This window comes from Streptomyces sp. NPDC091412, assembly GCF_044756885.1.
GTDB lineage: Bacteria > Actinomycetota > Actinomycetes > Streptomycetales > Streptomycetaceae > Streptomyces.
Map to the genome: position 1 here is coordinate 62,438 of NZ_JBIVTV010000010.1, position 20,078 is coordinate 82,515.

The 20,078-nt window shown below is 74.1% G+C and carries 19 protein-coding genes; 7 read left to right on the forward strand and 12 right to left on the reverse strand.

All coding sequences use genetic code 11. The features are described from left to right. Position 1 precedes the first annotated feature (1 nt). The 7 genes from ACIQMV_RS23665 to ACIQMV_RS23695 form a co-directional block, all read right to left on the reverse strand. The gene (locus ACIQMV_RS23665) at positions 2-586 is read right to left on the reverse strand and encodes a hypothetical protein (RefSeq protein ID WP_141360144.1); all 585 of its coding nucleotides are present in this window, start codon (positions 584-586) and stop codon (positions 2-4) included. Positions 587-674: 88 nt separating this feature from the next. Then, positions 675-1,610 (reverse strand): N-acetylmuramic acid 6-phosphate etherase, encoded by a 936-nt coding sequence (gene murQ / locus ACIQMV_RS23670; RefSeq protein ID WP_402595290.1) that lies wholly within the window; start codon positions 1,608-1,610, stop codon positions 675-677. 87 nt (positions 1,611-1,697) lie between these two features. Beyond that, positions 1,698-2,642 carry a MurR/RpiR family transcriptional regulator gene (locus tag ACIQMV_RS23675; protein WP_141360146.1) on the reverse strand — a complete coding sequence of 315 codons (945 nt, stop codon included), beginning with the start codon at positions 2,640-2,642 and terminating at the stop codon, positions 1,698-1,700. A 128-nt stretch (positions 2,643-2,770) separates the two neighbouring features. Further along, complete coding sequence (locus ACIQMV_RS23680) at positions 2,771-3,538, reverse strand: hypothetical protein (protein ID WP_402595292.1); 768 nt, start codon at positions 3,536-3,538, stop codon at positions 2,771-2,773. Then, the gene (locus tag ACIQMV_RS23685; RefSeq protein ID WP_402595294.1) at positions 3,535-4,548 is read right to left on the reverse strand and encodes an ABC transporter ATP-binding protein; all 1,014 of its coding nucleotides are present in this window, start codon (positions 4,546-4,548) and stop codon (positions 3,535-3,537) included. Before ACIQMV_RS23685 ends, ACIQMV_RS23680 begins: the two co-directional genes overlap by 4 nt. After that, positions 4,545-4,763 carry a PLD nuclease N-terminal domain-containing protein gene (locus ACIQMV_RS23690; protein WP_216372784.1) on the reverse strand — a complete coding sequence of 73 codons (219 nt, stop codon included), beginning with the start codon at positions 4,761-4,763 and terminating at the stop codon, positions 4,545-4,547. The genes ACIQMV_RS23685 and ACIQMV_RS23690 overlap by 4 nt, the downstream gene beginning before the upstream one ends. 37 nt (positions 4,764-4,800) lie before the next feature. Then, a complete protein-coding gene (locus tag ACIQMV_RS23695) occupies positions 4,801-5,427 on the reverse strand; it encodes a DUF3887 domain-containing protein (RefSeq protein WP_402595297.1) in 627 nt (208 codons plus the stop codon). A 195-nt stretch (positions 5,428-5,622) separates the two neighbouring features. On the opposite strand from ACIQMV_RS23695, the gene ACIQMV_RS23700 reads away from it, so the two are divergent. After that, a complete protein-coding gene (locus ACIQMV_RS23700) occupies positions 5,623-6,006 on the forward strand; it encodes a hypothetical protein (protein ID WP_402595299.1) in 384 nt (127 codons plus the stop codon). Between the two features lie 25 nt (positions 6,007-6,031). Further along, entirely contained in the window at positions 6,032-6,310 is a 279-nt protein-coding gene (locus ACIQMV_RS23705) for a DUF4031 domain-containing protein (protein ID WP_225074587.1), read from the forward strand. Here ACIQMV_RS23705 and ACIQMV_RS23710 read toward each other — a convergent pair. Together ACIQMV_RS23710 and ACIQMV_RS23715 are read right to left on the reverse strand one after the other, a co-directional pair. After that, entirely contained in the window at positions 6,292-7,359 is a 1,068-nt protein-coding gene (locus ACIQMV_RS23710; protein ID WP_402595301.1) for a GNAT family N-acetyltransferase, read from the reverse strand. The two genes, ACIQMV_RS23705 and ACIQMV_RS23710, sit on opposite strands and share 19 nt — an antisense overlap. A gap of 27 nt (positions 7,360-7,386) precedes the next feature. Continuing rightward, a complete protein-coding gene (locus ACIQMV_RS23715; protein ID WP_402595303.1) occupies positions 7,387-8,031 on the reverse strand; it encodes a hypothetical protein in 645 nt (214 codons plus the stop codon). A 195-nt stretch (positions 8,032-8,226) separates the two neighbouring features. Between ACIQMV_RS23715 and ACIQMV_RS23720 the strand changes: the two genes are divergently transcribed. Beyond that, positions 8,227-8,949, forward strand: coding sequence for a copper homeostasis protein CutC (locus ACIQMV_RS23720; RefSeq protein WP_402595305.1), 723 nt, complete (start codon positions 8,227-8,229; stop codon positions 8,947-8,949). An 85-nt stretch (positions 8,950-9,034) separates the two neighbouring features. Then, a complete protein-coding gene (locus ACIQMV_RS23725) occupies positions 9,035-10,744 on the forward strand; it encodes a type II CAAX prenyl endopeptidase Rce1 family protein (RefSeq protein WP_402595306.1) in 1,710 nt (569 codons plus the stop codon). On the opposite strand, the gene ACIQMV_RS23730 is transcribed toward ACIQMV_RS23725, so the two are convergent. Further along, positions 10,732-12,771, reverse strand: a complete 2,040-nt coding sequence (locus tag ACIQMV_RS23730) for a HelD family protein (RefSeq protein WP_402595308.1) — start codon at positions 12,769-12,771, stop codon at positions 10,732-10,734. The genes ACIQMV_RS23725 and ACIQMV_RS23730 overlap by 13 nt on opposite strands. 403 nt (positions 12,772-13,174) lie before the next feature. On the opposite strand from ACIQMV_RS23730, the gene ACIQMV_RS23735 reads away from it, so the two are divergent. Together ACIQMV_RS23735 and ACIQMV_RS23740 are read left to right on the forward strand one after the other, a co-directional pair. Beyond that, a complete protein-coding gene (locus ACIQMV_RS23735) occupies positions 13,175-13,360 on the forward strand; it encodes a hypothetical protein (RefSeq protein WP_141360156.1) in 186 nt (61 codons plus the stop codon). A 17-nt stretch (positions 13,361-13,377) separates the two neighbouring features. Beyond that, positions 13,378-14,568 carry a glycosyltransferase 87 family protein gene (locus ACIQMV_RS23740; RefSeq protein WP_402595313.1) on the forward strand — a complete coding sequence of 397 codons (1,191 nt, stop codon included), beginning with the start codon at positions 13,378-13,380 and terminating at the stop codon, positions 14,566-14,568. On the opposite strand, the gene ACIQMV_RS23745 is transcribed toward ACIQMV_RS23740, so the two are convergent. After that, positions 14,523-16,169 carry a DNA repair helicase XPB gene (locus ACIQMV_RS23745; RefSeq protein WP_384177652.1) on the reverse strand — a complete coding sequence of 549 codons (1,647 nt, stop codon included), beginning with the start codon at positions 16,167-16,169 and terminating at the stop codon, positions 14,523-14,525. The two genes, ACIQMV_RS23740 and ACIQMV_RS23745, sit on opposite strands and share 46 nt — an antisense overlap. Positions 16,170-16,223: 54 nt before the next feature. Continuing rightward, positions 16,224-18,908 (reverse strand): helicase-associated domain-containing protein, encoded by a 2,685-nt coding sequence (locus ACIQMV_RS23750; protein ID WP_402595316.1) that lies wholly within the window; start codon positions 18,906-18,908, stop codon positions 16,224-16,226. A 118-nt stretch (positions 18,909-19,026) separates the two neighbouring features. Between ACIQMV_RS23750 and ACIQMV_RS23755 the strand changes: the two genes are divergently transcribed. Next, the gene (locus ACIQMV_RS23755) at positions 19,027-20,016 is read left to right on the forward strand and encodes a hypothetical protein (RefSeq protein ID WP_402595317.1); all 990 of its coding nucleotides are present in this window, start codon (positions 19,027-19,029) and stop codon (positions 20,014-20,016) included. Positions 20,017-20,078: the final 62 nt, after the last annotated feature.

Sequence of the window (20,078 nt, forward strand, 5' to 3'; positions counted from 1 at the left end):
CCTACGGGTTGCCCATGGGCTCGATGTCGGCCCGTGTGGGATGGCCCCAGATCCGCACCACCTCGTAGTCGGTGAACTCGTGCACGAGCCGGTAGGCGGGCGCGGCGCGCGGTGCCCGGCGCTGGGCGGCGATGAACAGCTCGGCCTCGCGCCGGTCCCGGCGCGGGGTCCCGCACAACTGCCACTCCCGACCGTTCCACAGCTCCGGCAGCCATCGCTGCTGGGGCTGCGGCCGGTCCTCGCGGACGCCGTAGCGGGACGGGGCGGTGGCCGCGGGCTCGGCGGCGCGGCGCGCGTACGAGGCGTACGCCCCGTCGACCTCGGAGCGGCGGGCGGCCCGGCGCCGGGTCTCGCACAGCAGACACAGGTCGGGGGCGCTCTCGTCGACGGGCCCGTTCGGATGCTCGGCGCAGCGGGTGGCGGGCGCGGCCGTCGTGACGGTCTCGTCCAGCAGGTCGAGAGCGCGCCGGAGGTCCGCCTTCATCTCGTGCAGCCTGGCGTCGGGCGTGTCCGCGGACAGCGCCTCGCCATGCTCCCCGAGCAGACGCAGAGCCCGTCCTAGGGCGGTGAGCTGGGCGTGGTTCATGGTGTCCTCCAGCGTAGGACGCCCCGGCCGGTGAGGGAGCCCCCGGCCTCCCCGTTCGCTCCCGCCACCGGTCCCGGGCCCGCCGGCCTCAGTCCCCCGCCCGCTCCAGTGCCGTGCGCAGATGGCCGTCGGACTGTTGCAGGAGGCGGCTCGCCGTGGCGGCGTCGGTGCCGGCGAGGAGGGTGAGGATGGCGGTCTTCACCTCGCCGTCCGCGGCCGTCAGGGCGCGTTCGATCTCGTCGTCCGCGGCGCCCGTGGCCAGGGCGACGATACGGCGGGAGCGGGCGCGGAGCTTGTCGTTGGAGGCCCGTACGTCGACCATCAGGTTTCCGTAGGTCTTGCCCAGGCGGATCATCGTGATCGTCGAGAGCATGTTGAGGACCAGTTTCTGCGCCGTGCCGGCCTTCAGACGGGTGGAGCCGGTGAGGAGTTCGGGGCCGACGACGACCTCGATGCCGTGCTCGGCGGCGGCCGCCAGCGCGCTGTTCGCGTTGCAGGACAGGCCGATGGTCAGGGCGCCCAGGGCGCGGGCGTGCTCCACCGCGCCGATGGCGTAGGGGGTGCGGCCGGAGGCGGAGACGCCCACCACCGTGTCGTCCCGCGTGAGACCGAGGGCGTCGAGCGCTTCGGCCGCCAGCTCCTTCGAGTCCTCCGCGCCCTCGACCGAGGTCACCATGGCCGGGGGGCCGCCCGCGATCAGCCCGACGACCTGGGAGGGGCGCGTGTTGAAGGTCGGCGGGCACTCCGAGGCGTCCAGGACCCCCAGCCGTCCGGCCGTGCCCGCGCCGGCGTAGACCAGCCGGCCGCCGCGCGCCATCCGCTCCGCCACCGCGTCGATCGCGGCGGCGATCTGCGGCAGCCGCTCGGCCACGGCGGCGGGCACGGTGGTGTCCTCGGCGTTCATCAGCCGGGCGATCTCCAGCGTCGGCAGCCGGTCGATCTCCGCCAGCTCGGGGCGGAACGCCTCGGTCGTCAGCGACTCCAACTCGGTGCGCAGCTCGCGGTAGTGGGGCGTGGAGGTCATGAGGGGGCGGCTCTCTTCGTGCGTCGCGGTACGGCTGACCGTGCGGATCCGGGCTTGTTCGGTTCTCGGCTGCGAGCGTTGCGAACGCTACGAGCGATGGGTCCCGCCCCGCGGGCTGTGCCGGTGGGCGAGCGCCTCGTAGGACGCGGCGAGCGCGGGCGCCGCCGTCTCGTACGTCCGCTGTGCCACCCCGACGAACAGGCAGTCCACCACGAGCAGTTGACTGGTCCGGGAGGACATCGCCGCCGGGCGCAGCTCGCTCTCGCGGGCCGTGGAGGTGGTCAGGACGTGGTCGGCGTACTGGGTGACGGGCGCGGCGGGACGGCCGGTGATGGCGACGGTGGTCGCGCCGCGCTCGAAGGCCACCCGCAGCGGCTCGATCACGTCCCCGGTCGAACCCGAGTGGGTGATGGCGATCGCGACGTCCCCCGCGCGCAGCTGCACCGCGTTGGTGACGGCGAGGTGCGGGTCGCTGTGCGCGTGCGCCACCAGACCTATGCGCAGCAGCTTCTGCGTGAGGTCCTGGGCGACCAGACCGGAGGCGCCGATGCCGTAGACGTCGGTGCGACGGGCGGCGGCCAGCGCGGTGACGGCCGCGCCGAGCTGGATGGTGTCGAGGCCGGCGGCGGTGTCGGCCAGGGTCTGCTGCTCGTCGAAGGCGAGTTTGGCGACGACGTCGGCGATGGGGTCGTCCACCGCGATGTCGGTCGTGATGGCGGGCGCGCGCCCCGACTGCTGCTGGGCGGCCAGGCCCGCGAGGGCCAGGCGCAGGTCCCGGTAACCCGGATAGCCCAGCAGGCGGGCGGTGCGTACGACGGTCGCCTCGCTGGTGCCGGTGAGCTCGGCGAGGCCGGTGACCGTGAGGGCCGCGCAGCCGGCCGGGTCGGCGGCGACGGCCTCGGCGACCCGCTGCATGGAGCGGGTCATCGAGGGCGCGAGCGTGCGTACCTTGGCCGCGAGGGCGGCGGGTGCGGGGGGCGTGAGGCCCGGGGCGCCCACGCCTGCGAAAATTTCCTTCACGTCCTGGGTCACACTGTGAAAGGTATTTTCCGTACGGTCACGTGGTCAAGGCCGCGCGCCAAGGCCCCGCAGACCCGGCTCGAACAGTGGCCGCGACGTGGCCGTCCGAGCCTCGTGCCCCGTGCTCCGCGACACGGACGTCAACGCACCTCCTTGCGCGCGCCCCGCAGGACCGCTGCCACCACGCAGCCGAGCGTGAGGACCACGGCGACGGCCAGGGCCTGCTGCGCGTGGTCGGCCGCCGTGTGCCGCAGGAACGCGTCCGGCGCTTTCGTCAGCTCGGTCGGGAGCCGGCGCGACACCCCCGGCAGCGCCCCGAGCAGCGGGAGCGTGAACAGTACGAGCAGCGCGTACCCGACGGTGCCGAGCGTGCTGCGCGCCAGGGTCCCGGCCAGCGCCGTGACCGCCACGGCGAACACCAGGTACACCGAGCCGGTGAGCGCGGTCCAGCCCACGGCCGCCGTACCGGGATTCCCCAGCAGGACGGCCGTCTCGTACCAGGCGGCGAGCAGCCCGGCCAGGTAGCCGCCCACGGCCCCGGCGGCGCTGACCGCGAACCTCGGCACCAGCAGATCGCCGAAGCGCCGGGCGCGTGTCCGGTAGAAGACAGCCAGCGCGGGCTTGGCGTCGATCGAGCACGCGTACGCCGCCACGACGACGGCCACGATGAGGCCGATCCCGAACGCGTTGTTCACGTACTGGGCCACACCGTCCGCCGGGACCGGGGGCGGAAAGACGATCTTCGCCCGCTGGGCCGAGCCGCCGGCGTGGTCCAGCAGCTGCGCGGAGTACCGGGCGAGCAGCGGCCCGGTGAACCCGAAGACCACGAAGACACCCAGCAGCGCGATCAGCCTCTTGGTGCGCAGCAGCCGAAGCCACTCCACCCGCCACAGCGAAAGCTCGTTCACGCCGCACCCGTCCGATCCGCTTCCCGCTGTCCGTGCTCCACGTGCCGACCGTCCTGTCCGTCCTGTCCGTGCCGTCCGCCGGTCAGCGCCAGGAACGCGGCCTCCAGGTCGGCGTCGACCGGTTGGAGGCTGATCAGCGCGGCGTCCGCCGCGGCGATCGCCTGCGGCAGCCGGCGCTCACCGACCGCCGTGCTCGACGCTTCGACGCGCACGGATCCGTCGGAGTTCACCGCCACCGAGGTGACCCACTCCTGCCGCCGCAGCAGTTCGGCCAGCCGCTGCTCGCCGCCCGCGCGCAGGCGCAGCTCCCAGGCCGGCCGCAGGAACCGGTCGATCAGGTCGCGGACCGGCCCCTGGAACAGGAGCCTGCCCCGGTCGAGCACGCCCACCGTGTCGGCGACCCGCTGGACGTCCGCCAGGACATGGCTGGAGAAGATCACGGTGCGGGTCCTGCCGAGACCGGCGACCAGGGACAGCACCTCCGCCCGCCCGGACGGGTCGAGCGCGCTGGACGGTTCGTCGAGGATCAGCAGCTCGGGGTCCAGCGCCAACGCCACCGCGAGGCCCAGCCGTTGCTTCATACCGCGGGAGAAGCCGCCCGTGCGCCGGTCGGCCGCCTCGGTCAGGCCGACCTCGGCGAGTACGGCCGTGACCGGGTCGGGGGCGGTCCCGCCGGTGTCGTGCGCCGGTCCGCCGCGGCGCCCGCGTGCGCCGCGCGCGGCCAGACCGCGGGACTGGCGCACCACCTCCGCCGCGGTGAGCCAGGGTTCGAACTCGGGGGTGTCCGGGCAGACCCCGATCCGTCCCGCGTCGACCGCCGTCCGGACCTCGCCCGCGTCGAAGCGGCGCAGACCGGCCACGATGGACAGGAGCGTCGTCTTCCCGGCGCCGTTCGGGCCCACCAGACCGTAGACACCGCCGCGCGGCACCTCCAGGTCCACGCCGTGCAGCCCCGCCCCGTGCCCGTAGTCGCGCACCAGGTTCGCGGTCACCACGGCCGGCCCGCTCATCGGTCCTCGCTCCGTCCCGCCACCAGGTAGGCGATCGGGCCCACGGGGTTCACGAAGAGGCATGTCAGCACCCAGGCCCAGCGGGGCAGGTGACGGGTGCTCCGGTGCCGTGCGAGGTCGACGAGGCAGTAGACGAGCAGAGCGAGCTCGGCGACCAGCAGGGGTGCGATCGCGGCCCAGGGGACCGCCGAGGAGTTGAGGCTGGAGGCAATCACGGAATGGACTCTCTGTGGGGGTGTCGGAGCGGCCGGGTCACGGCGTCTCGGGCGGGAGGATGAAGAGTCCGCCGACCTTCTCGGCGGTGTCGAAGGCGACCCGGGCCTTCATCTCACCGGCCTCGTAGCGCAGGGGGATGTCCACCACGGTGTGATCGCCGATGCGCCGGACGAACGGTTCGCCCTCGCCGAAGCCCTCGAACGCGCCGACGAGTCCGGCGACGCTCGCCAGCGCGTTGCCCCGCACCTCGTCGGTGAAGGCCGCCAGCACCTCGGCGTTGAAGGACGGCCTGGCGTCGTCCATGCGGCCTTCGAGGACGGCCGTGACGATCTCGAGGGCGCGCTCCGCGGCGTCCGTCATGCGCACTGTCTTGTCCATGAGTTCTCCCGTTCGGGGGTCGATGGGCTTGCCGAACCGCTGGAATGCGGCCTGGCGGGTGACTCCGAGCAGGTCCCCGACCTCCTGCCAGGTGTGGCCCGCGTCCCGGCACTGCTGCACGCAGAGCTTGAGCACCTGTTCCGCCAAGGCGTCGACGTCCTGGGCGTGTCGGATCAGGTCGAGGTAGGCCGGTGGGGCCAACGGGCTGCCCACCGCGGAGGCCAGGGCCGCGGCGTGCTCGGCGAGCCGGGCACTCAGGGAAGCGAGGGGGAGGGAATCGGTCACATGTAAAGGATGCCTTTACATTCAGGGGTGTGTCAAGAAACCCTTTACAGCCCCAGCGGCCCTGGCCCGGGCTCCCGTGAACAGCCCGGCGGCGCACGGGAGATGGAGAGAGCGGGTCCCCGGCGGCGCGGAGTCCGCCGGGGCGTGATCCGTCACCGGTGTCCGGTCCGTGACTTCGGGGTGACAATGGGGGGCATGGAACCCCTCAGCCCCCTGGAGCAGGCCCTGCACGCCGCCCGCGCCCTGGTGCTCGCCGATCTGGTCGCCGGCGAGGTCGCCGACGCGGACGTGGTCTCGCTCGTGGAGGACTCCGTCGTCCAGCGCCGCTGGTGGGTGGAGCAGTGGCCGGAAGGCGCCCAGTACGTGGCGGGTCTGGTCGCGCAGGACGTCCAGGACGCGCTCCTGGAGCGGTACGGCCGCTGGCCGCTGTGCCCGGTGTGCGGCTACGGCGACCCGCACGCGCTGGATGTCGAGCCGGAACTCGGGCCGGACCCGCACTGGGTGTGCTCCAAGGCGGGCGTGAAGGTGGCACCGGTGGGCGCGCTGGCGGAGGCCACCGGCCGGAGCACGACGTCGTGACGGCGCCGCGCCGGGCGGTCGCACCGTGACCCTCTACATCGACCCGCCGTCCTGGCCGGGTCACGGCCGCATGTGGTCCCACCTGGTCAGCGACGTCTCGTACGACGAACTCCACACCTTCGCCGAGGGTTTGGGCGTGCCCCGCCGGGCCTTCGAGCGGGACCACTACGACCTGCCCTCCCACCGGTACGCCGACGCGGTGGCGGCCGGCGCGGTCGAGGTCAGCAGCCGCGAGGTGGTGCGGCTGCTGTACGCGGCGGGGCTGCGCCGCCCCAAGCGCCGTGTTCAGGGCCGCAGTTCGTAGAAGATCTCCTCCTCGCCCTCACGCACGGCGGCGAAACCGGCGCGGGTGACGACGCGTTGGGAGGGAAGGTTGACGCGGTCCACGGTCGCGACCAGCAGCCGTACGTCGTCCCGGGCCAGCGCCCAGCCCGACAGCGCGCGCAGGGCCTCGGTCGCGTAGCCGTGGCCACGGGCGGACACGGCGAGGTCGTAACCCACCTCCGCGCGCCCCTCCTCGTCGGGCACTCCGTGGAAGCCCATCCCGCCGACCGCGCACCCGTCTTCCCTGCGGACCAGCACGAACATCCCCCACTCGGGCCGGTGTGCCCCGGCCTCGTACGCCTTCACGGTCATCCCGGCGGCGTCCCGCGTGCCCTCGTAGGGCCCGCCCTCGGCCCACGTGAACCCGCCGTCACCGCCGGCGCTCAGATCGCGGGCGGCGGCGGGAGTGACACCCTCCAGGGTGAGCCGGTCGGCGGGTATGGCCGGCGGGTTGCTCCAGCGCCACTCGGTGACCGGCGGCCGACCGGGCAGGTCGCCGCGGCCGGTGGCCCACAGCAGCGTCGGCCAGGGTGCGGAGCCCGGCCGGACGTGGGGGAAGAGCCGGGTCAGCACGTCCTCGCACAGCTCGGCGGGCGGCTCGTAGGCCAGGTGCAGGCCGGTCGCGATGTCATGCGTGTGCAGCAGTACCTCGGCCACTCCCATCGCGGCGAATCCCTCGCGGTTCGCGCCGCGGAAGGGGTACGGGTGGAAGGCCCGGACCTCGCGCGGGGTGGTGCGGACGGCGGCGGCGAGCAGGGCGCCGGTCGTCTCGATCACGTCCAGGACGTCCGTGTTTCCGGTGCCCTCGTCGAGGGTGATCTCGAAGGGGACGTAGGCGTTCTGCGCCCGCCCGGCCAACTGCCCGGCGTACGCGATGAGATCGCCCGCGATGTGCTCCGCCGTCCGCCGGCAGCTCCACTCCAGCCGCCCGGCCCTCACCCCGTCCCAGTCCCGGTCCGTCGCCGTCCTCAGCAGCGCCACGGCGTCCGCGACGGCCTGCTCCACCTGCTCCCCGCCCCATGTACGCATACGGCGCAGGGTAGGCGCGGCGGGGCCTCAGGGCGACAGCATTTCCAGCTCCGAGGTGACGTTGTAGCGGGCCGTCGCCTCCCAGCGCTCCGCGCCGTACGGGGTGCGGAACAGGCGGGGCAGGGCGAGGAGCTGCCGCAGGACGGCGGCACGGCCCTCGCGGAAGGCGTCGTTCGGGACGAAGTGGTACTCCTCACGGACGCCGGCCGCGTAGGCGGCGTACGCCGACGGGGACGCGGCGAGGATCGCCAGATCGGCGTCGCACAGCACCTGGCCGTCGCGGTCGTCGTCGGCCGGATCGTGGGTGACGGTGAGGCGGATCAGCCGGGCGGCTTCGGCGGTCTTCGCGTCGGCGACTCCGGCCTCTGGGAGCGCCCGCTCGGCCAGGCGCGCGGACCGCTCCTCGTTCTCGGAGCGCTCGGGCAGGTAGACGGCATCGTGAAACCACGCGGCCAGCCGCACCACGTCCGGGTCGGCAGCGTATTCATCCAGTACGTCGATGTGATCGAGGACCGCGGTCAGGTGCGTGAGCGTGTGGTAGTGCCGCTGCGGCTCCTGCCAGCGCTTGAGCAGGTCGTCGGCATACGGCACCGGGTCGGGACCGCCACCGGGGCCCCGGGCACCCTCCAGGGCGCGGGTCCAGCGGGAGCGCAGGGCATCGAGATCGGCCATACGGCCATTGTCCGGCGGAGCGGGCACGACTTCCGCCGATGTGCACGAGATACGGGATCCACGAGCTCGCGGGCGCCGGGAAGGCTGGGCTGAACATCATCGGGTGACCGGTTCCCGGCCGTGGGTTTGCCGACCGGCGTACTCTGATATTGGACTAGACCTGTCCGCTTCAGGGGAACCGAGGGAAGGGCTCCTATGAGCATGCGTGCAGTCCTGGAGGTGATCGTCCTCGACGTCGAGGACGCGGTCGCCGCTCAGGCCGGAGGCGCGGACCGCCTCGAGCTGGTCACCGACATGGCGGCCGACGGGCTCACCCCGTCGGCCCGTACCGTCGCCGGGATCCGCGCGGCCGTGGACATTCCGCCGCGCGTGATGCTGCGGCTCGCGGACGGATTCGGCGCGGGGGGCGCCCGGGGGCTGGACCGGCTGGTGGGCGTCGCGGGCGAGCTGCGGGCGGCCGGCGTCGAGGAGTTCGTGCTCGGGTTCCTCGATCCGCGGGGCGGGGTCGATCTGGCCGCCGTGGAGCGGGTCGTCGGCGAGCTGGACGGCTGCCGCTGGACCTTCCACCGGGCGATCGACCGTGCCGCCGACCGCGACGCGCTGCGCAAGCGGCTGGACGGGCTGCCGGGGCTCGACACGTATCTGACGGCGGGTGCCGCCTCGGGCGTGGACGACGGGCTGCCCACGCTGATCGCGGAGGCCGCGCGCGGCGGCGAGCCCGGCTACGAGCAGCAGATCATGGTCGGCGGCGGCCTGCGGCTGGACCATGTGCCCGCGCTGCTCGCCGAGGGGATCGACGCCTTCCACATCGGCGGCGCGGCCCGCCCCGGCGGCTGGGACGGGCCGGTCTCCGTCGCGGCGGTCGCGGAGTGGCGCGCGGTCCTGGACGGGGCGGCGGTCCGGCAGCCCGCGGGCTGAGACACGGTGCCCGGACCGGGGTGAGGTGGGTCCGGGGCGGGTAATTCGTACGCCTGGCCCATTCGGACCGGGCACGATGTCGTTCATGACAGCAACGTCCCCTGACCCCACCGGGCTTCCGTATCACCGTATGGCCCGGTACTCACCTCACCACCGCTGGTGGTGGCCGCTGCTCGGCACTGTGGTGCTGGTGTTCGGGTCGGTCCTGGCCACCCTGTTCCTCTACCTCCTCACCGAGGGGATCGGCACGGCCGCCGGTTATCCGGAACTGCCGGACGGTGGCGTCGACTTCGGCCCCGTTCTGGGTACGGGTCTGGATCTGGCGTTCATAGCCGTGGACCTGCCGCTGGTGCTGCTGGCCGTGCTCTGGCTGGGCCGGCGTCCGGCCGGCACGGTGGCCTCCGTCGCCGGTCGGCCGCGTTGGCGATGGCTGGCCTGGTGCCTGCTGGCCGCCGTGCCCCCCATGGTGCTGCTGCCGGTGGTCGCGATCTTCCTGCCGGACGACCAGGGCGACGGCGGAGGGGCCGGCGTGTGGGTGGGGTGGCAGACGTTCCTCGTCTCCCTGGCCATGCTGGTGGTCCTCGTGCCGTTGCAGTCGGCGGCTGAGGAGTACGTGTTCCGCGGCTGGCTGCTGCAGGCGGCCGGTGCCTTCCTCCGTTCCCCGTGGCTCGCGGTGCTGCCGCAGGCGGTGCTCTTCGCGGCCGCGCACGGCTGGGGCACGCCCTGGGGTTTCGCCGATCTCCTGGTGTTCGGTGTGGTGGCGGGGCTGCTGACCATCCGCACGGGCGGCCTCGAGGCGTCCATCGCCCTGCACGCGCTGAACAACCTGCTGGCCTTCGGCCTGTCCGCCGCGTACGTGGACGGACTGGCGTCCGACGAGACGGCGGCGGACGCCACCTGGCAACTGGCCCTCGTCGACATGGCCTCGGTGCTGCTCTTCGCCGCGATCGTGCTGTGGCTGGCACGGCGACGCCGCCCGCAGCACGTGTCAGCCCCGCCTCCCGAGCCGGTCCCGCCCCATTTCCTGCCCTACGCACCACCTCAGGGCGCGTACTGGCCGTACCCGCAGCAGGCGCCAGGTGGGTACGGTCCGTACCCGCAGCAGGCGCCGGGTGCGTACGGGCCGTACCCGGGACCGCAGGGCATGTACGGGCCGTACCCGCAGCCGCCCGGGTCGCAGGGGGCGTACCCGCCGCCGGGCGCACAGGGGGCGTACGCTCCGCCGCCGGGCGCGGTTTGGCCGTACGCGTCACCGCAGGGCAGCCATGGACCGTACGCGCCGCCGCTCTCGAACGGGGCCGTCCCCGGCGCCGCGCCGGCTGGCTCTGCCGGGCCCGGATCCGCCGCATCCGGCGCCGGTGCGCCCAGTCCCGCCGCACTCGGGCCTACCGCGTCCAGCCCTGCCGTGCCCGGCGATCTGCCCGGCCTTGATGGGGCAAGCCATGCCGTGCCCGCCGTCGCGTCCGGTTGGGCCGCGCCCGGCGACGTGCCCAGTCCCGCCGTGCCGCGTCCCGCTGCGCCCGGTGATGCACCGGGCCATGCTGGGTCCAGCCCTGCCGCACCCGGCGACCTGCCCGGCCTTGATGGGGCCAGCCACTCCGTGCCCGGCGTCGCGTCCGGCGCCGTCGCGTCCGGTTGGGCCGCGCCCGGGGACGCGCCCAGTCCCGCCGTGCCGCGTCCCGCCGCGTCCGGCGACGCGCCCGGTTCGGCGGCGCCCGGCGAGGAAACCAGCCCCGCTGCCCCCGCTCCCGCCGACCCGCCCTCTCAGCAGTCCGGTGGCCCTCAGGACAGCTGACCCGGCAGGGGGGCCGTGTGGGTCACGATCAGGCCCGAGACTGCTCGGGTCAGGGCCACGTACAGGCGGCGCAGGCCGGTGCGTTCGTCGGGTTCGCCGTCGACGACGGCCTGGGGCTCGTCGAGGACGACGTAGTCGTACTCCAGGCCCTTGGCGAGTGAGGCGGGGACCAGGGTGAGGCGGGTCTCGGCCGTCGTCTCCTCGCCGGGGGCGAGGTACGGCAGGCCGGCCGCCGTCAGCGCCTCGGCCACGGCCGGGACGCGGGCGTCGGCGGCGATCAGGCCGACCGAGCCCTCGTTGCGCAGCAACTCCTGGCACGCGGAGACCACCTCGGCGTCCCCGGCGGCCGTACGGATCTCGAAGAAGCCGGGGTTCTCGCGCACCGACGCGACGGGGGTGAGCCCGGGGGCGATGTGCGGCAGCAGCCGGGAGGCGTACGTGATGACGTCCGTCGGCACGCGGAAACCCGCCGTCAGCTCCTCGATCAGGCCGTCGGACTTGCCGAGGTGGGCCAGGGCCTCCTCCCAGGTGCGGGTGGCCCACGGCGTGGTGCCCTGGGCCAGGTCGCCGAGGACGGTCGCGGAGCCGGTGGTGCAGCGCCGGCCGACCGCCCGGTACTGCATGGGGGAGAGGTCCTGCGCCTCGTCCAGGACGACATGCCCGAGGGAGTGGGTCCGCTCCACCAGGTCGGCGGCCTCGTCGACCAGTACGGCGTCGGCGGCGGACCACTTGGCCGACTTCACCGACCGTACGGGCCTGGCCCACAGGAGCGTCTTGCGCTCCTCCTCGGTGAGGATCCCGTCCGCGTGCTCCGCGAGGAAGTCCGCGTCCGCCAGCAGCCGCAGCACCAGTTTCGCCGGGTCGACCGGGGGCCAGACCGCCTTGACGGCCGCCTTGACCGCCGCGTTGCGGGCCACCGCGTCCTGCACACGGTCGTCGGGGGCCTCGCCCGCCCGCTCCATCTGCACCAGCACGGCGTGCGCGATCCGCTGCGGCAGGGCCTCGCGGGCGGCGCCGTAGCGGATGCCGCGGTCCAGCAACTCCCGGACGATGTCCTCCAGTTCGTACGCCGGGACGCGCCAGCGCCGCGAGCCGCGCACCACCACGACCGGTTCGGTGGGCATGGTCACGTGGGAGTACAGCGCCCTGCGGAGCACCTCCGCCATCCGGGCGTCGCCCTTGACGATCGCGGTCGCCGCGTCGTCCGCGCCCCGCACCTCCACATGCGCCACCAGATCGCCGACGGTGGCCTGCTGAACGGTCAACTCGCCGAGCGCGGGCAGCACTTGCTCGATGTAGTGCAGGAAGGACCGGTTCGGCCCGATCACGAGGGTGCCGGTGCGGGCGAGCCGCTCGCGGTGGGCGTAGAGGAGGTAGGCGACCCGGTGCAGGCCCACGGCGGTCTTTCCGGTGCCGGGTCCGCCCTGGACGCAGACGGTGCCGGACATCCCGGACCGCACGATCTCGTCCTGCTCGGGCTGGATGGTCGCCACGATGTCGCGCATCGGGCCCACACGCGGGCGTTCGATCTCCTGCTGGAGCAGCTTGCTGGTGGTGGCGGCCCCCGACGGCTCGGCCGGGTCGGACAGGTGCTCGTCCTCGTACGCCGTGAGGTCGCCGCCGGTGTAGCCGAAGCGGCGGCGCAGCCCGACGTCCATCGGGTCCTTCCTGGAGGCCCGGTAGAACGGCTGCGAGACCGGTGCGCGCCAGTCGATGACCATGGGGTCGCCCTCGCCGTCGTGCACGTGCCGGCGTCCGATGTAGAAGCGTTCGCCCTCGGCGCCCTCCGCCCTGTCCGCGCCCGGGGCGTGCAGGTAGTCGAGCCGCCCGAAGAACAGCGGGGTGTCGCTGAGGTCGGCCAGCGCCTTGATGCGCTCGTCGATCTGGCGGGCGAGGACTTCGGCGTTGACCCAGTTCGCGGTGACGTCCCGGATGTCGAGCGACTCCACGTCCTCGCGCATGGCGCGCAGTGCGGCCCGGGAGGCGGACAGGTGGGCGCGCTCGCGGGCGAGGGGGTCGCCGGGCATGTACGAAGACGAAGGCGACGAGGGAGACGCGGGAGACGCGGGAGACGAGGACGACAGGGACGACAAGGGGGTGCCTCCGGAAGGCCTTCGGGGCGGGCGGGCGCCGTGGGGTGGTGCCGTGTGGCTGCGCCGCGCGGCGGCGGGATCTGCCGACCGGTTTCCGTCCGGACGGCGGCGCTCCGTGAGGAGGCGGGCAAGAGGGTGGATTCTAGGGCGCGGCTACGCGCGGAGGCCAACCGGTTTTCCCGCTCCGGGCAGGCCCAGGTGCCGTGATCGCCAGACCCTAGGGGTTCGCGTCCGCCGGACGCAGGGGCAGAGGTCCCTCCAGAGGGGTACTCGGAGGCAGGAAAGCCCGGTCCGTGGACCGATGCCGGTCCTATGCCCCCGGATCCACCATGGAGATATGAGCGCAGCAACCATCCACCCGGCTCCCGCCGCTCGCCCGGCCGGCGCCACGGCTGTCCAGGACGGCCCCCGTCATCACGTAATGGGCGACGCCCTGCACGCCGTCAAGGTGTTCGCGGGCGCCCTGTTCGACGTGGTCGTCCTCGGCGAGTACGGCGAGGAGGCGGGCGTACGCCACAAGTGAGCAACTAGGGTCGGTCCGTGACAGCACGGAAGGTGATGGTCCGGTCACCAGCGGCACTCGCCCTGGCCCTCCTCGTCGTCTCCCTCGCCGCCCTCGCGGTCCTGTTCGCGGTGCAGCGGGTGCAGATGCCCGACGCGGTGGTCTACCAGGCCGAGGGCGCGGCGGTCGTCCACGGCCGCGACCTGTACGGCTTCACGGTCACGCAGGGACGGCTTCCGGCCACGTACCCGCCGTTCGCGGCCCTGCTGTTCGTGCCGGCGGTGTGGCTTCCCGCCGCGGCCCTGAAGGCGGCGTTCTTCGCGGGCAACGCGCTCCTGCTCGCCTGGCTCGTCCACCTCTCCGCGCGGCTCGCCGGGCGCCGGGCCGGGCTGGCGGCGGTGTGCGCCGCGACGGCGCCGGCCGTCTGGCTCGAACCGGTCTTCCAGACCTTCGTCTACGGGCAGATCAACCTCGCGATCGTCTGCCTGGTCCTGTGGGACCTGACCCGGCCGCCCGGAGCCCGCGGCAGGGGTGTCCTGATCGGCGTCGCGACCGGCATCAAGCTCACCCCGGGCCTCTTCATCGTGTACTTGCTGCTGCGGGGGCGGCGCCGCGAGGCGGCCGTGGCGGTGGCCGGGTTCGCCGGGACGGTCGCCGTCGGGGCACTCGTGCTGCCCGCGGCCGGCGTCGACTACTGGACGCGCCGTCTGTTCGAGACCAACCGGGTGGGCAAGCCGTGGATCATCGCCAACCAGTCGCTCCAGGGCCTGGTCGCCCGGCTGCTGGGGGAGCCGTCGCCCGGACTCGCCTGGATGCTGCCCGCCGTCGCGGTGACCGTCGCCGGCCTGTGGCTCGCGTGCCGGGTGCGGCGGGAGCGGTGGGGCGTGCTGCTGACCGGACTGACCGCGCTGCTCGTCTCACCGATCAGCTGGTCCCACCACTGGGTGTGGTGCGTCCCGCTGATCGCCGTACTCCTGGCCGAGGGCCGCCGCGTCTGGGCGGCGGTCACCGTGGTCCTGTTCACGGCCCGCACCCTGTGGATGGTCCCCAACAAGGGCGTGGAGCTGCACCTGTCCTGGTGGCAGCAGCCCCTGGCCTCGCCCTACCCCCTGCTGGGGCTGGCCCTGCTCATGGCGGTGGCGCTGGAATTCCGCAGACGGCGGTCCGGCGGGCCCCGGGAGGGTCAGGCCTCCTCCGCCAGCAGTTCGTCGGCGTCCATGATCCGGTAGGCGTAGCCCTGTTCGGCCAGGAAGCGCTGGCGGTGTGCGGCGAAGTCCTGGTCGATCGTGTCGCGGGCGACCACCGAGTAGAAGTGCGCCTGGTGGCCGTCGGCCTTCGGACGCAGCACCCGCCCGAGGCGCTGGGCCTCCTCCTGGCGGGAGCCGAAGGTGCCCGAGACCTGGATGGCGACCGTGGCCTCCGGCAGGTCGATGGAGAAGTTCGCCACCTTCGACACGACCAGCACGCTGATCTCGCCCTCGCGGAAGGCGTCGAAGAGCTTCTCGCGCTGCGCGTTGGACGTCTCGCCCTTGATCACCGGCGCGTTCAGGTGCTCGCCCAGCTCGTCGAGCTGGTCGATGTACTGGCCGATGACCAGGATCTGCTGCCCGGCGAAGCGGCGGACGATCGCCTCCGTGACCTTCCGCTTGGTCGCCGTGGTCGCGCAGAAGCGGTACTTCTCCTCCGTCTCGGCCGTCGCGTACGCCAGTCGTTCGGAGTCGGTCAGGTTCACCCGGACCTCGACGCAGTCCGCGGGCGCGATGTGGCCCTGCGCCTCGATCTCCTTCCAGGGCGCGTCGAACCGCTTGGGGCCGATCAGGGAGAACACGTCCGACTCACGGCCGTCCTCGCGCACCAGGGTCGCGGTCAGTCCCAGCCGCCGCCGGGCCTGGAGGTCCGCGGTGAACTTGAAGACCGGTGCGGGCAGCAGGTGCACCTCGTCGTAGACGATCAGTCCCCAGTCCCGGGAGTCGAACAGCTCCAGGTGGGGGTAGATCCCCTTCCGCCGGGTCGTCAGCACCTGGTAGGTGGCGATGGTGACCGGGCGGACCTCCTTCCTGGTCCCGCTGTACTCCCCGATCTCGTCCTCGGTCAGCGAGGTCCGCTTCACCAGCTCGTGCTTCCACTGCCGGGCCGAGACGGTGTTCGTGACGAGGATCAGCGTCGTGGACTTCGCCTGCGCCATCGAGCCTGCGCCCACCAGCGTCTTGCCAGCCCCGCAGGGCAGGACGACGACACCGCTCCCGCCGTGCCAGAAGTTCTCCACGGCCTGCTTCTGGTAGGGCCGCAGCGCCCAGCCGTCCTCGCGCAGCTCGATCGGGTGCGCCTCGCCGTCGACGTACCCGGCGAGGTCCTCGGCGGGCCAGCCCAGCTTCAGCAGGGTCTGCTTGATCTGCCCGCGTTCGGAGGGGTGCACGGCCACCGTGTCCGGGTCGATGCGGGCGCCGACCAGCGGAGCGATCCGCTTGGACTTCAGCACCTCCTCCAGGACCGGCCGGTCGGTGGTGGTCAGGACCAGACCGTGCGCCGGGTGCTTGCTGAGGGTCAGCCGCCCGTAGCGGTCCATCGTCTCGGCGATGTCGACGAGCAGCGCGTGCGGCACGGGGTAGCGGCTGTACTGCACGAGGGCGTCGACGACCTGCTCGGCGTCGTGCCCGGCGGCGCGCGCGTTCCACAGGCCGAGCGGGGTGACCCGGTAGGTGTGGATGTGCTCGGGCGCCCGCTCCAGCTCGGCGAACGGCGCGATGACCCGGCGGCAGTCGTCGGCCTGCTCGTGGTCGACTTCGAGAAGCAGGGTCTTGTCCGACTGGACGATCAGGGGACCATTCACACGCAGCGCCCTTTCCATGTGGTCAAACGTCCAGTGTGCCCTATCCGGGGCGGATCACGGCTGGTCGTCCGCGAGCTCGGCGACCCCCGTGACCCGGTGCAGGGGGTAGGTGCGGACCTCGTCCGCGGTGTGGTCGTACGCGGTGACGAAGCCGCCCTCGACGCGGATCGGCGCGATGACGCGCTGGCTGGCGGCGCCCTCGGCGTTGACGTAGCCGATCCACAGGGACTCGCCGGTGAGGACGGCGGCCTGCATGGTGGCGAGGGTCTCGGCGGAGCCGGTGCGGGGCAGTTCGCCGTCCTCCCGGGTGGCCGTGGTCGGCTTGCGCGGGGCGGTCGAGGCCAGGTCGCCCGCCCGGATCGCGCGGATCGCGGCGGACAGCAGCGTGGCGTCCGGGGCGGGCGGGCCCTCCGGGACCGGGTCGGGGGCGGTGCGCGGCGGGGTGCGGTGGGAGTGCGCGCGGGTGATCAGCACGTCGCCCGCCGCGGATTCGGCGGCCGGTGCGTAGCCCATCGCGCGCAGGCCCTCCAGGAGCGTGGCCGGGTCGGCCTGCGCGGCCAGCACGGTCGGCGCGAGGCGGCGCAGGCGCAGCCCGGCGGACCGCTTGTCGGCGAGGATCTCGTTCAGCAGCGCGTCGTCGTCGCAGCGCAGGTACGCCGAGGCCGCGCCGACCCGCAGATGGCCGTGCCGGCGGGCCACGTCGTCGATCAGGTACGCCAGCGGCTGCGGCACCGGCGTACGGGAGTGCGCGGTGAGGAAGGCGTGCAGGTCGGAGGCGGTGCGGCCGGCGTCAAGGGCGCGGCGTACGGAGGCGGGGGTGAACCGGTAGACGGTCGCGCCGCCCTTGGACTCCACGTCCGCGAGCACGCCCAGCGTCTCGGCGAGCGGACGCCACAGGGGTCCGGGCGCGACCGCGGTCAGGTCCGCCTGGAGCAGGACGTGGTCCAGGGGCTCGGGCAGGAGCGGGGCGAGGACGCGGGCCGCGGCGGCCTGTTCGTCGGCGGACGCGGCGGAGGCGGGGGCGGTGGGCGGGAAGGGGGAGACCGGCGTGGTCGGGGACGGGGGTGCCGGGATGCCGGGGATGCCGGGGATTCCTTCCGGCCGGTGGTGCTTGTGGACGGGCAGCTTGTCCCCCGGGCTCGCGGGCGCGGCCCCGGCCGCGTCCGTGGCCGCCTTCGCGCGTGCGGCGGGACCGCGCCCGGCCTCGCCCGCGGGGGTCTTCCCGGGCGCGGGCTCCGCCTCCGCGGGAGCCGGTGCGGACGCGCCGAGCAGCGCGCGCCCGTGCGCGGACAGCGCGCCCCGGCCGGTGACGCCGAGCAGTTCCGCCTCGGACAGCGTCCACCGGGCGAGGCGGCCGCGCAGGTCGTCCTCCTGCCGCGGTTCGCGCGGCGGGTGCTCCCAGCGCAGCCGGGCCAGCACCGACTCACCGGCCGGTGCGGCGCCCAGCGGCAGGCCCGCGAGCAGGGTGAGCACCCGGTGCCGTACTTCCGGCGCCGCCGAGCGGTCGAGGCCGGGGCCGAGCGCCGACAGGGTCCGGTCCTTGGCGTCCCGTCCGCCGATCAGACCCGCGGTCCGCGTGGCCGCCAGCCAGGTCGCCGCGAGGTGGGCCCAGCGTTCGGCGGCGGGCCGCTCCAGCCACTCGTCGTGGGCGGGGGTCGCCGCGTACCGCTCGTCGTCCTCGCCGTCGGAGGCGACCAGACCGGCCGCGTAGGCGAGTTCGACCCAGAAGGCGGCCACCGGTTCGGGCACGTCGAGAGCGACGGCGGTGCGCTTGAGGTCGCGCACGCTCAGACCGCCCGCGCGCAGCACGTTCGGGCCGCCCTCGTCCCAGTCCCGCAGCAGTTCCTCCACGGTGGCCAGGGCGGTGTACGCCTGCCCGGCCGCCGTCGCGTCCACAACCTGTGGACGGTGGGTCGCGGCGGCCTCCACGGCCGGCGGCACCGGTTCGGGCGCACGGTGGGCGCGGCCCGCGCGCAGGTGCAGGGCCGCCTCGCGGGGGAGGACGACGGTTCCGGGAGCCGTGGGCAGCAGCAGCCCGCGGTCCAGCAGCCGGCGCAGACGCGGCGCCGGGTCGGGGGTGACCTGACCGTAGGGCGGCCCCCACACCAGGCGCTCCAGTACGTCGAGGGAGTCGGCGGGCAGCCCGGCGAGCAGCGCGGACATCCGCTCGCGGTCGGTGAAGAGGTCGGTGAGCGAGGCGACGGCGGAGACGGAGTCGTGGGTCGAGGGCAGCCCGGCGGTCGTCACGATCTCCTGGATGCGCCCCGGGGACATGCCCGCCGCGGCCTCCCGCACCGTCGGTCCGAGCCCGGTCGGGGACGGGTGCTGGGGAGACGGCGCGAGCAGCTCGCGTGCCGTGCGCACCAGGCGCAGCCGGTCGTCGCCGCCCCAGACGAGGGCCTGTTCGCGCAGGGTGCCCAGGGCGCGGGGCAGCGCGGCGGCGACGACGGGATCGCGGGCGTCGGACGCCATCAGGTCGAGCAGTTCGCCGTACGTGGCCGGGTCGCCGGCCACCGCGAGGGCCTGGGCCGTCTGCTGGGCGAACCGGTCCAGCCGCTCCAGGGCGCGGACCACCGAGGCGCGGGTCCCGGCGCGGGTGGCGAGCTGGGTGAGGTCGGTCGGGACCGGCGTGATGAGGTCGGGGCGGCTGCGCAGGAGCGCGGCCAGGGAGGCGTCGTCGCGCGCGCGGAGCGCTTCCGCGAGTGAACGCGGGGCCGCCGGTTTCTCATCGCTGCTCATCCGATTCACGGTACCGGGTGAGTGTCGCGCCCGGCCCCGTACAGCGGCACGGGGCACCGCGCGGGAGACGGTACCGTCGTCCAGCGGGGTCATCGGCCAGCCACCCCGGAGGGGCTTCGTGGGGATCGAGAGCGATCAGGTCGTCTACGAGTATCTGAGCCGCGTCGGGGACGTCGCTCAGCAACGCCAGCTGTCCTCGGCCACGCGGATGCGTCTGGTCGCGGAGCTGCGCAACGAGATCGACCGGCGCCGCGCCAAGGCCGCCGTGGACAGCCCCGCCGCCGTCCGCCGCATCATCGACGGGCTCGGCAGCCCCGACGACGTCGTCGCGGCCGCGGGCGGCTCCGGCGGGGGCGGACCGCGGGCGGCGGCCCCGGCCGTGCCCGCGCAGCGTGAACCGGAGGCGGAGCAGGCACGCCCGAAGGGCCTGCGCAAGGTCGTACCGCGGCCGCGTCCGGCGCAGCGGCCGGCGGGCCCCGCGCCGTCCGACGGCCCGTCCCCGCCGCACCTGGCGAGCGCCGACGAGCTCGGCGGCCCAATGGCCGGCTCCGAGTGGTGGCGCCTGGAGCAGGGCCCGTTGGGGAGGGGTGACGACGTGCCCGGCTTCATGGGCGGGGTGGAGATCCCGGAGCTGCTCAAGCCCCCGCCGGCGAAGGAATCCGCCGACGCGGAGCCCGCGCCCGAGGCGGCCGGTGCCGGCGAACCGGTGGAGGCGGCCGAGCCGGAGGCGCCCGCCGGGCGCCGGCGTTTCGCGCTGCCCCCGTTGATGGCGGGCCGGAGCAATCCGCTGCTGCTGCTCGCGGCCGGGCTGCTGGTGGTCGGCGCGGTCCTGGGCAACTGGTACGCGCTGCTGCTCGGCTGGGTCATCGCCTACGCCTCCCGCCGGCTGACCGCCGCGGAGTCCAAGTGGGCCGTCGTCGGCATGCCCGGCCTGGCGCTCGCCGCCTGGGTGGTCTGGCTGTGGGGCCGTACCGACGGCCGCTGGGGCACCCCCATCGCCGAGGGCCACATGAACGACGCGGTCTCCCAGACCTGGCCGTGGGTGGTGCGGGCCGCGGCCGTGCTGTCGGCGCTGTTCCTGGTGTGGCGCTCGCAGCGGCGGACGTAGTCGCGCTCGGCGCCACTGGCACCGGAGATACGCCACAGGCACCGGAGATAGTTGTACGTCAC

Excerpts from the sequence above, each read along its gene's own strand:
- ACIQMV_RS23665 (WP_141360144.1), bottom strand. The coding sequence starts at position 586 with ATGAACCACGCCCAGCTCACCGCCCTAGGACGGGCTCTGCGTCTGCTC.
- murQ (WP_402595290.1), bottom strand. The coding sequence starts at position 1,610 with ATGACCTCCACGCCCCACTACCGCGAGCTGCGCACCGAGTTGGAGTCG.
- ACIQMV_RS23685 (WP_402595294.1), bottom strand. The coding sequence starts at position 4,548 with ATGAGCGGGCCGGCCGTGGTGACCGCGAACCTGGTGCGCGACTACGGG.
- ACIQMV_RS23700 (WP_402595299.1), top strand. The coding sequence starts at position 5,623 with ATGGAACCCCTCAGCCCCCTGGAGCAGGCCCTGCACGCCGCCCGCGCC.
- ACIQMV_RS23710 (WP_402595301.1), bottom strand. The coding sequence starts at position 7,359 with ATGCGTACATGGGGCGGGGAGCAGGTGGAGCAGGCCGTCGCGGACGCC.
- ACIQMV_RS23715 (WP_402595303.1), bottom strand. The coding sequence starts at position 8,031 with ATGGCCGATCTCGATGCCCTGCGCTCCCGCTGGACCCGCGCCCTGGAG.
- ACIQMV_RS23720 (WP_402595305.1), top strand. The coding sequence starts at position 8,227 with ATGAGCATGCGTGCAGTCCTGGAGGTGATCGTCCTCGACGTCGAGGAC.
- ACIQMV_RS23725 (WP_402595306.1), top strand. The coding sequence starts at position 9,035 with ATGACAGCAACGTCCCCTGACCCCACCGGGCTTCCGTATCACCGTATG.
- ACIQMV_RS23730 (WP_402595308.1), bottom strand. The coding sequence starts at position 12,771 with ATGCCCGGCGACCCCCTCGCCCGCGAGCGCGCCCACCTGTCCGCCTCC.
- ACIQMV_RS23735 (WP_141360156.1), top strand. The coding sequence starts at position 13,175 with ATGAGCGCAGCAACCATCCACCCGGCTCCCGCCGCTCGCCCGGCCGGC.
- ACIQMV_RS23750 (WP_402595316.1), bottom strand. The coding sequence starts at position 18,908 with ATGAGCAGCGATGAGAAACCGGCGGCCCCGCGTTCACTCGCGGAAGCG.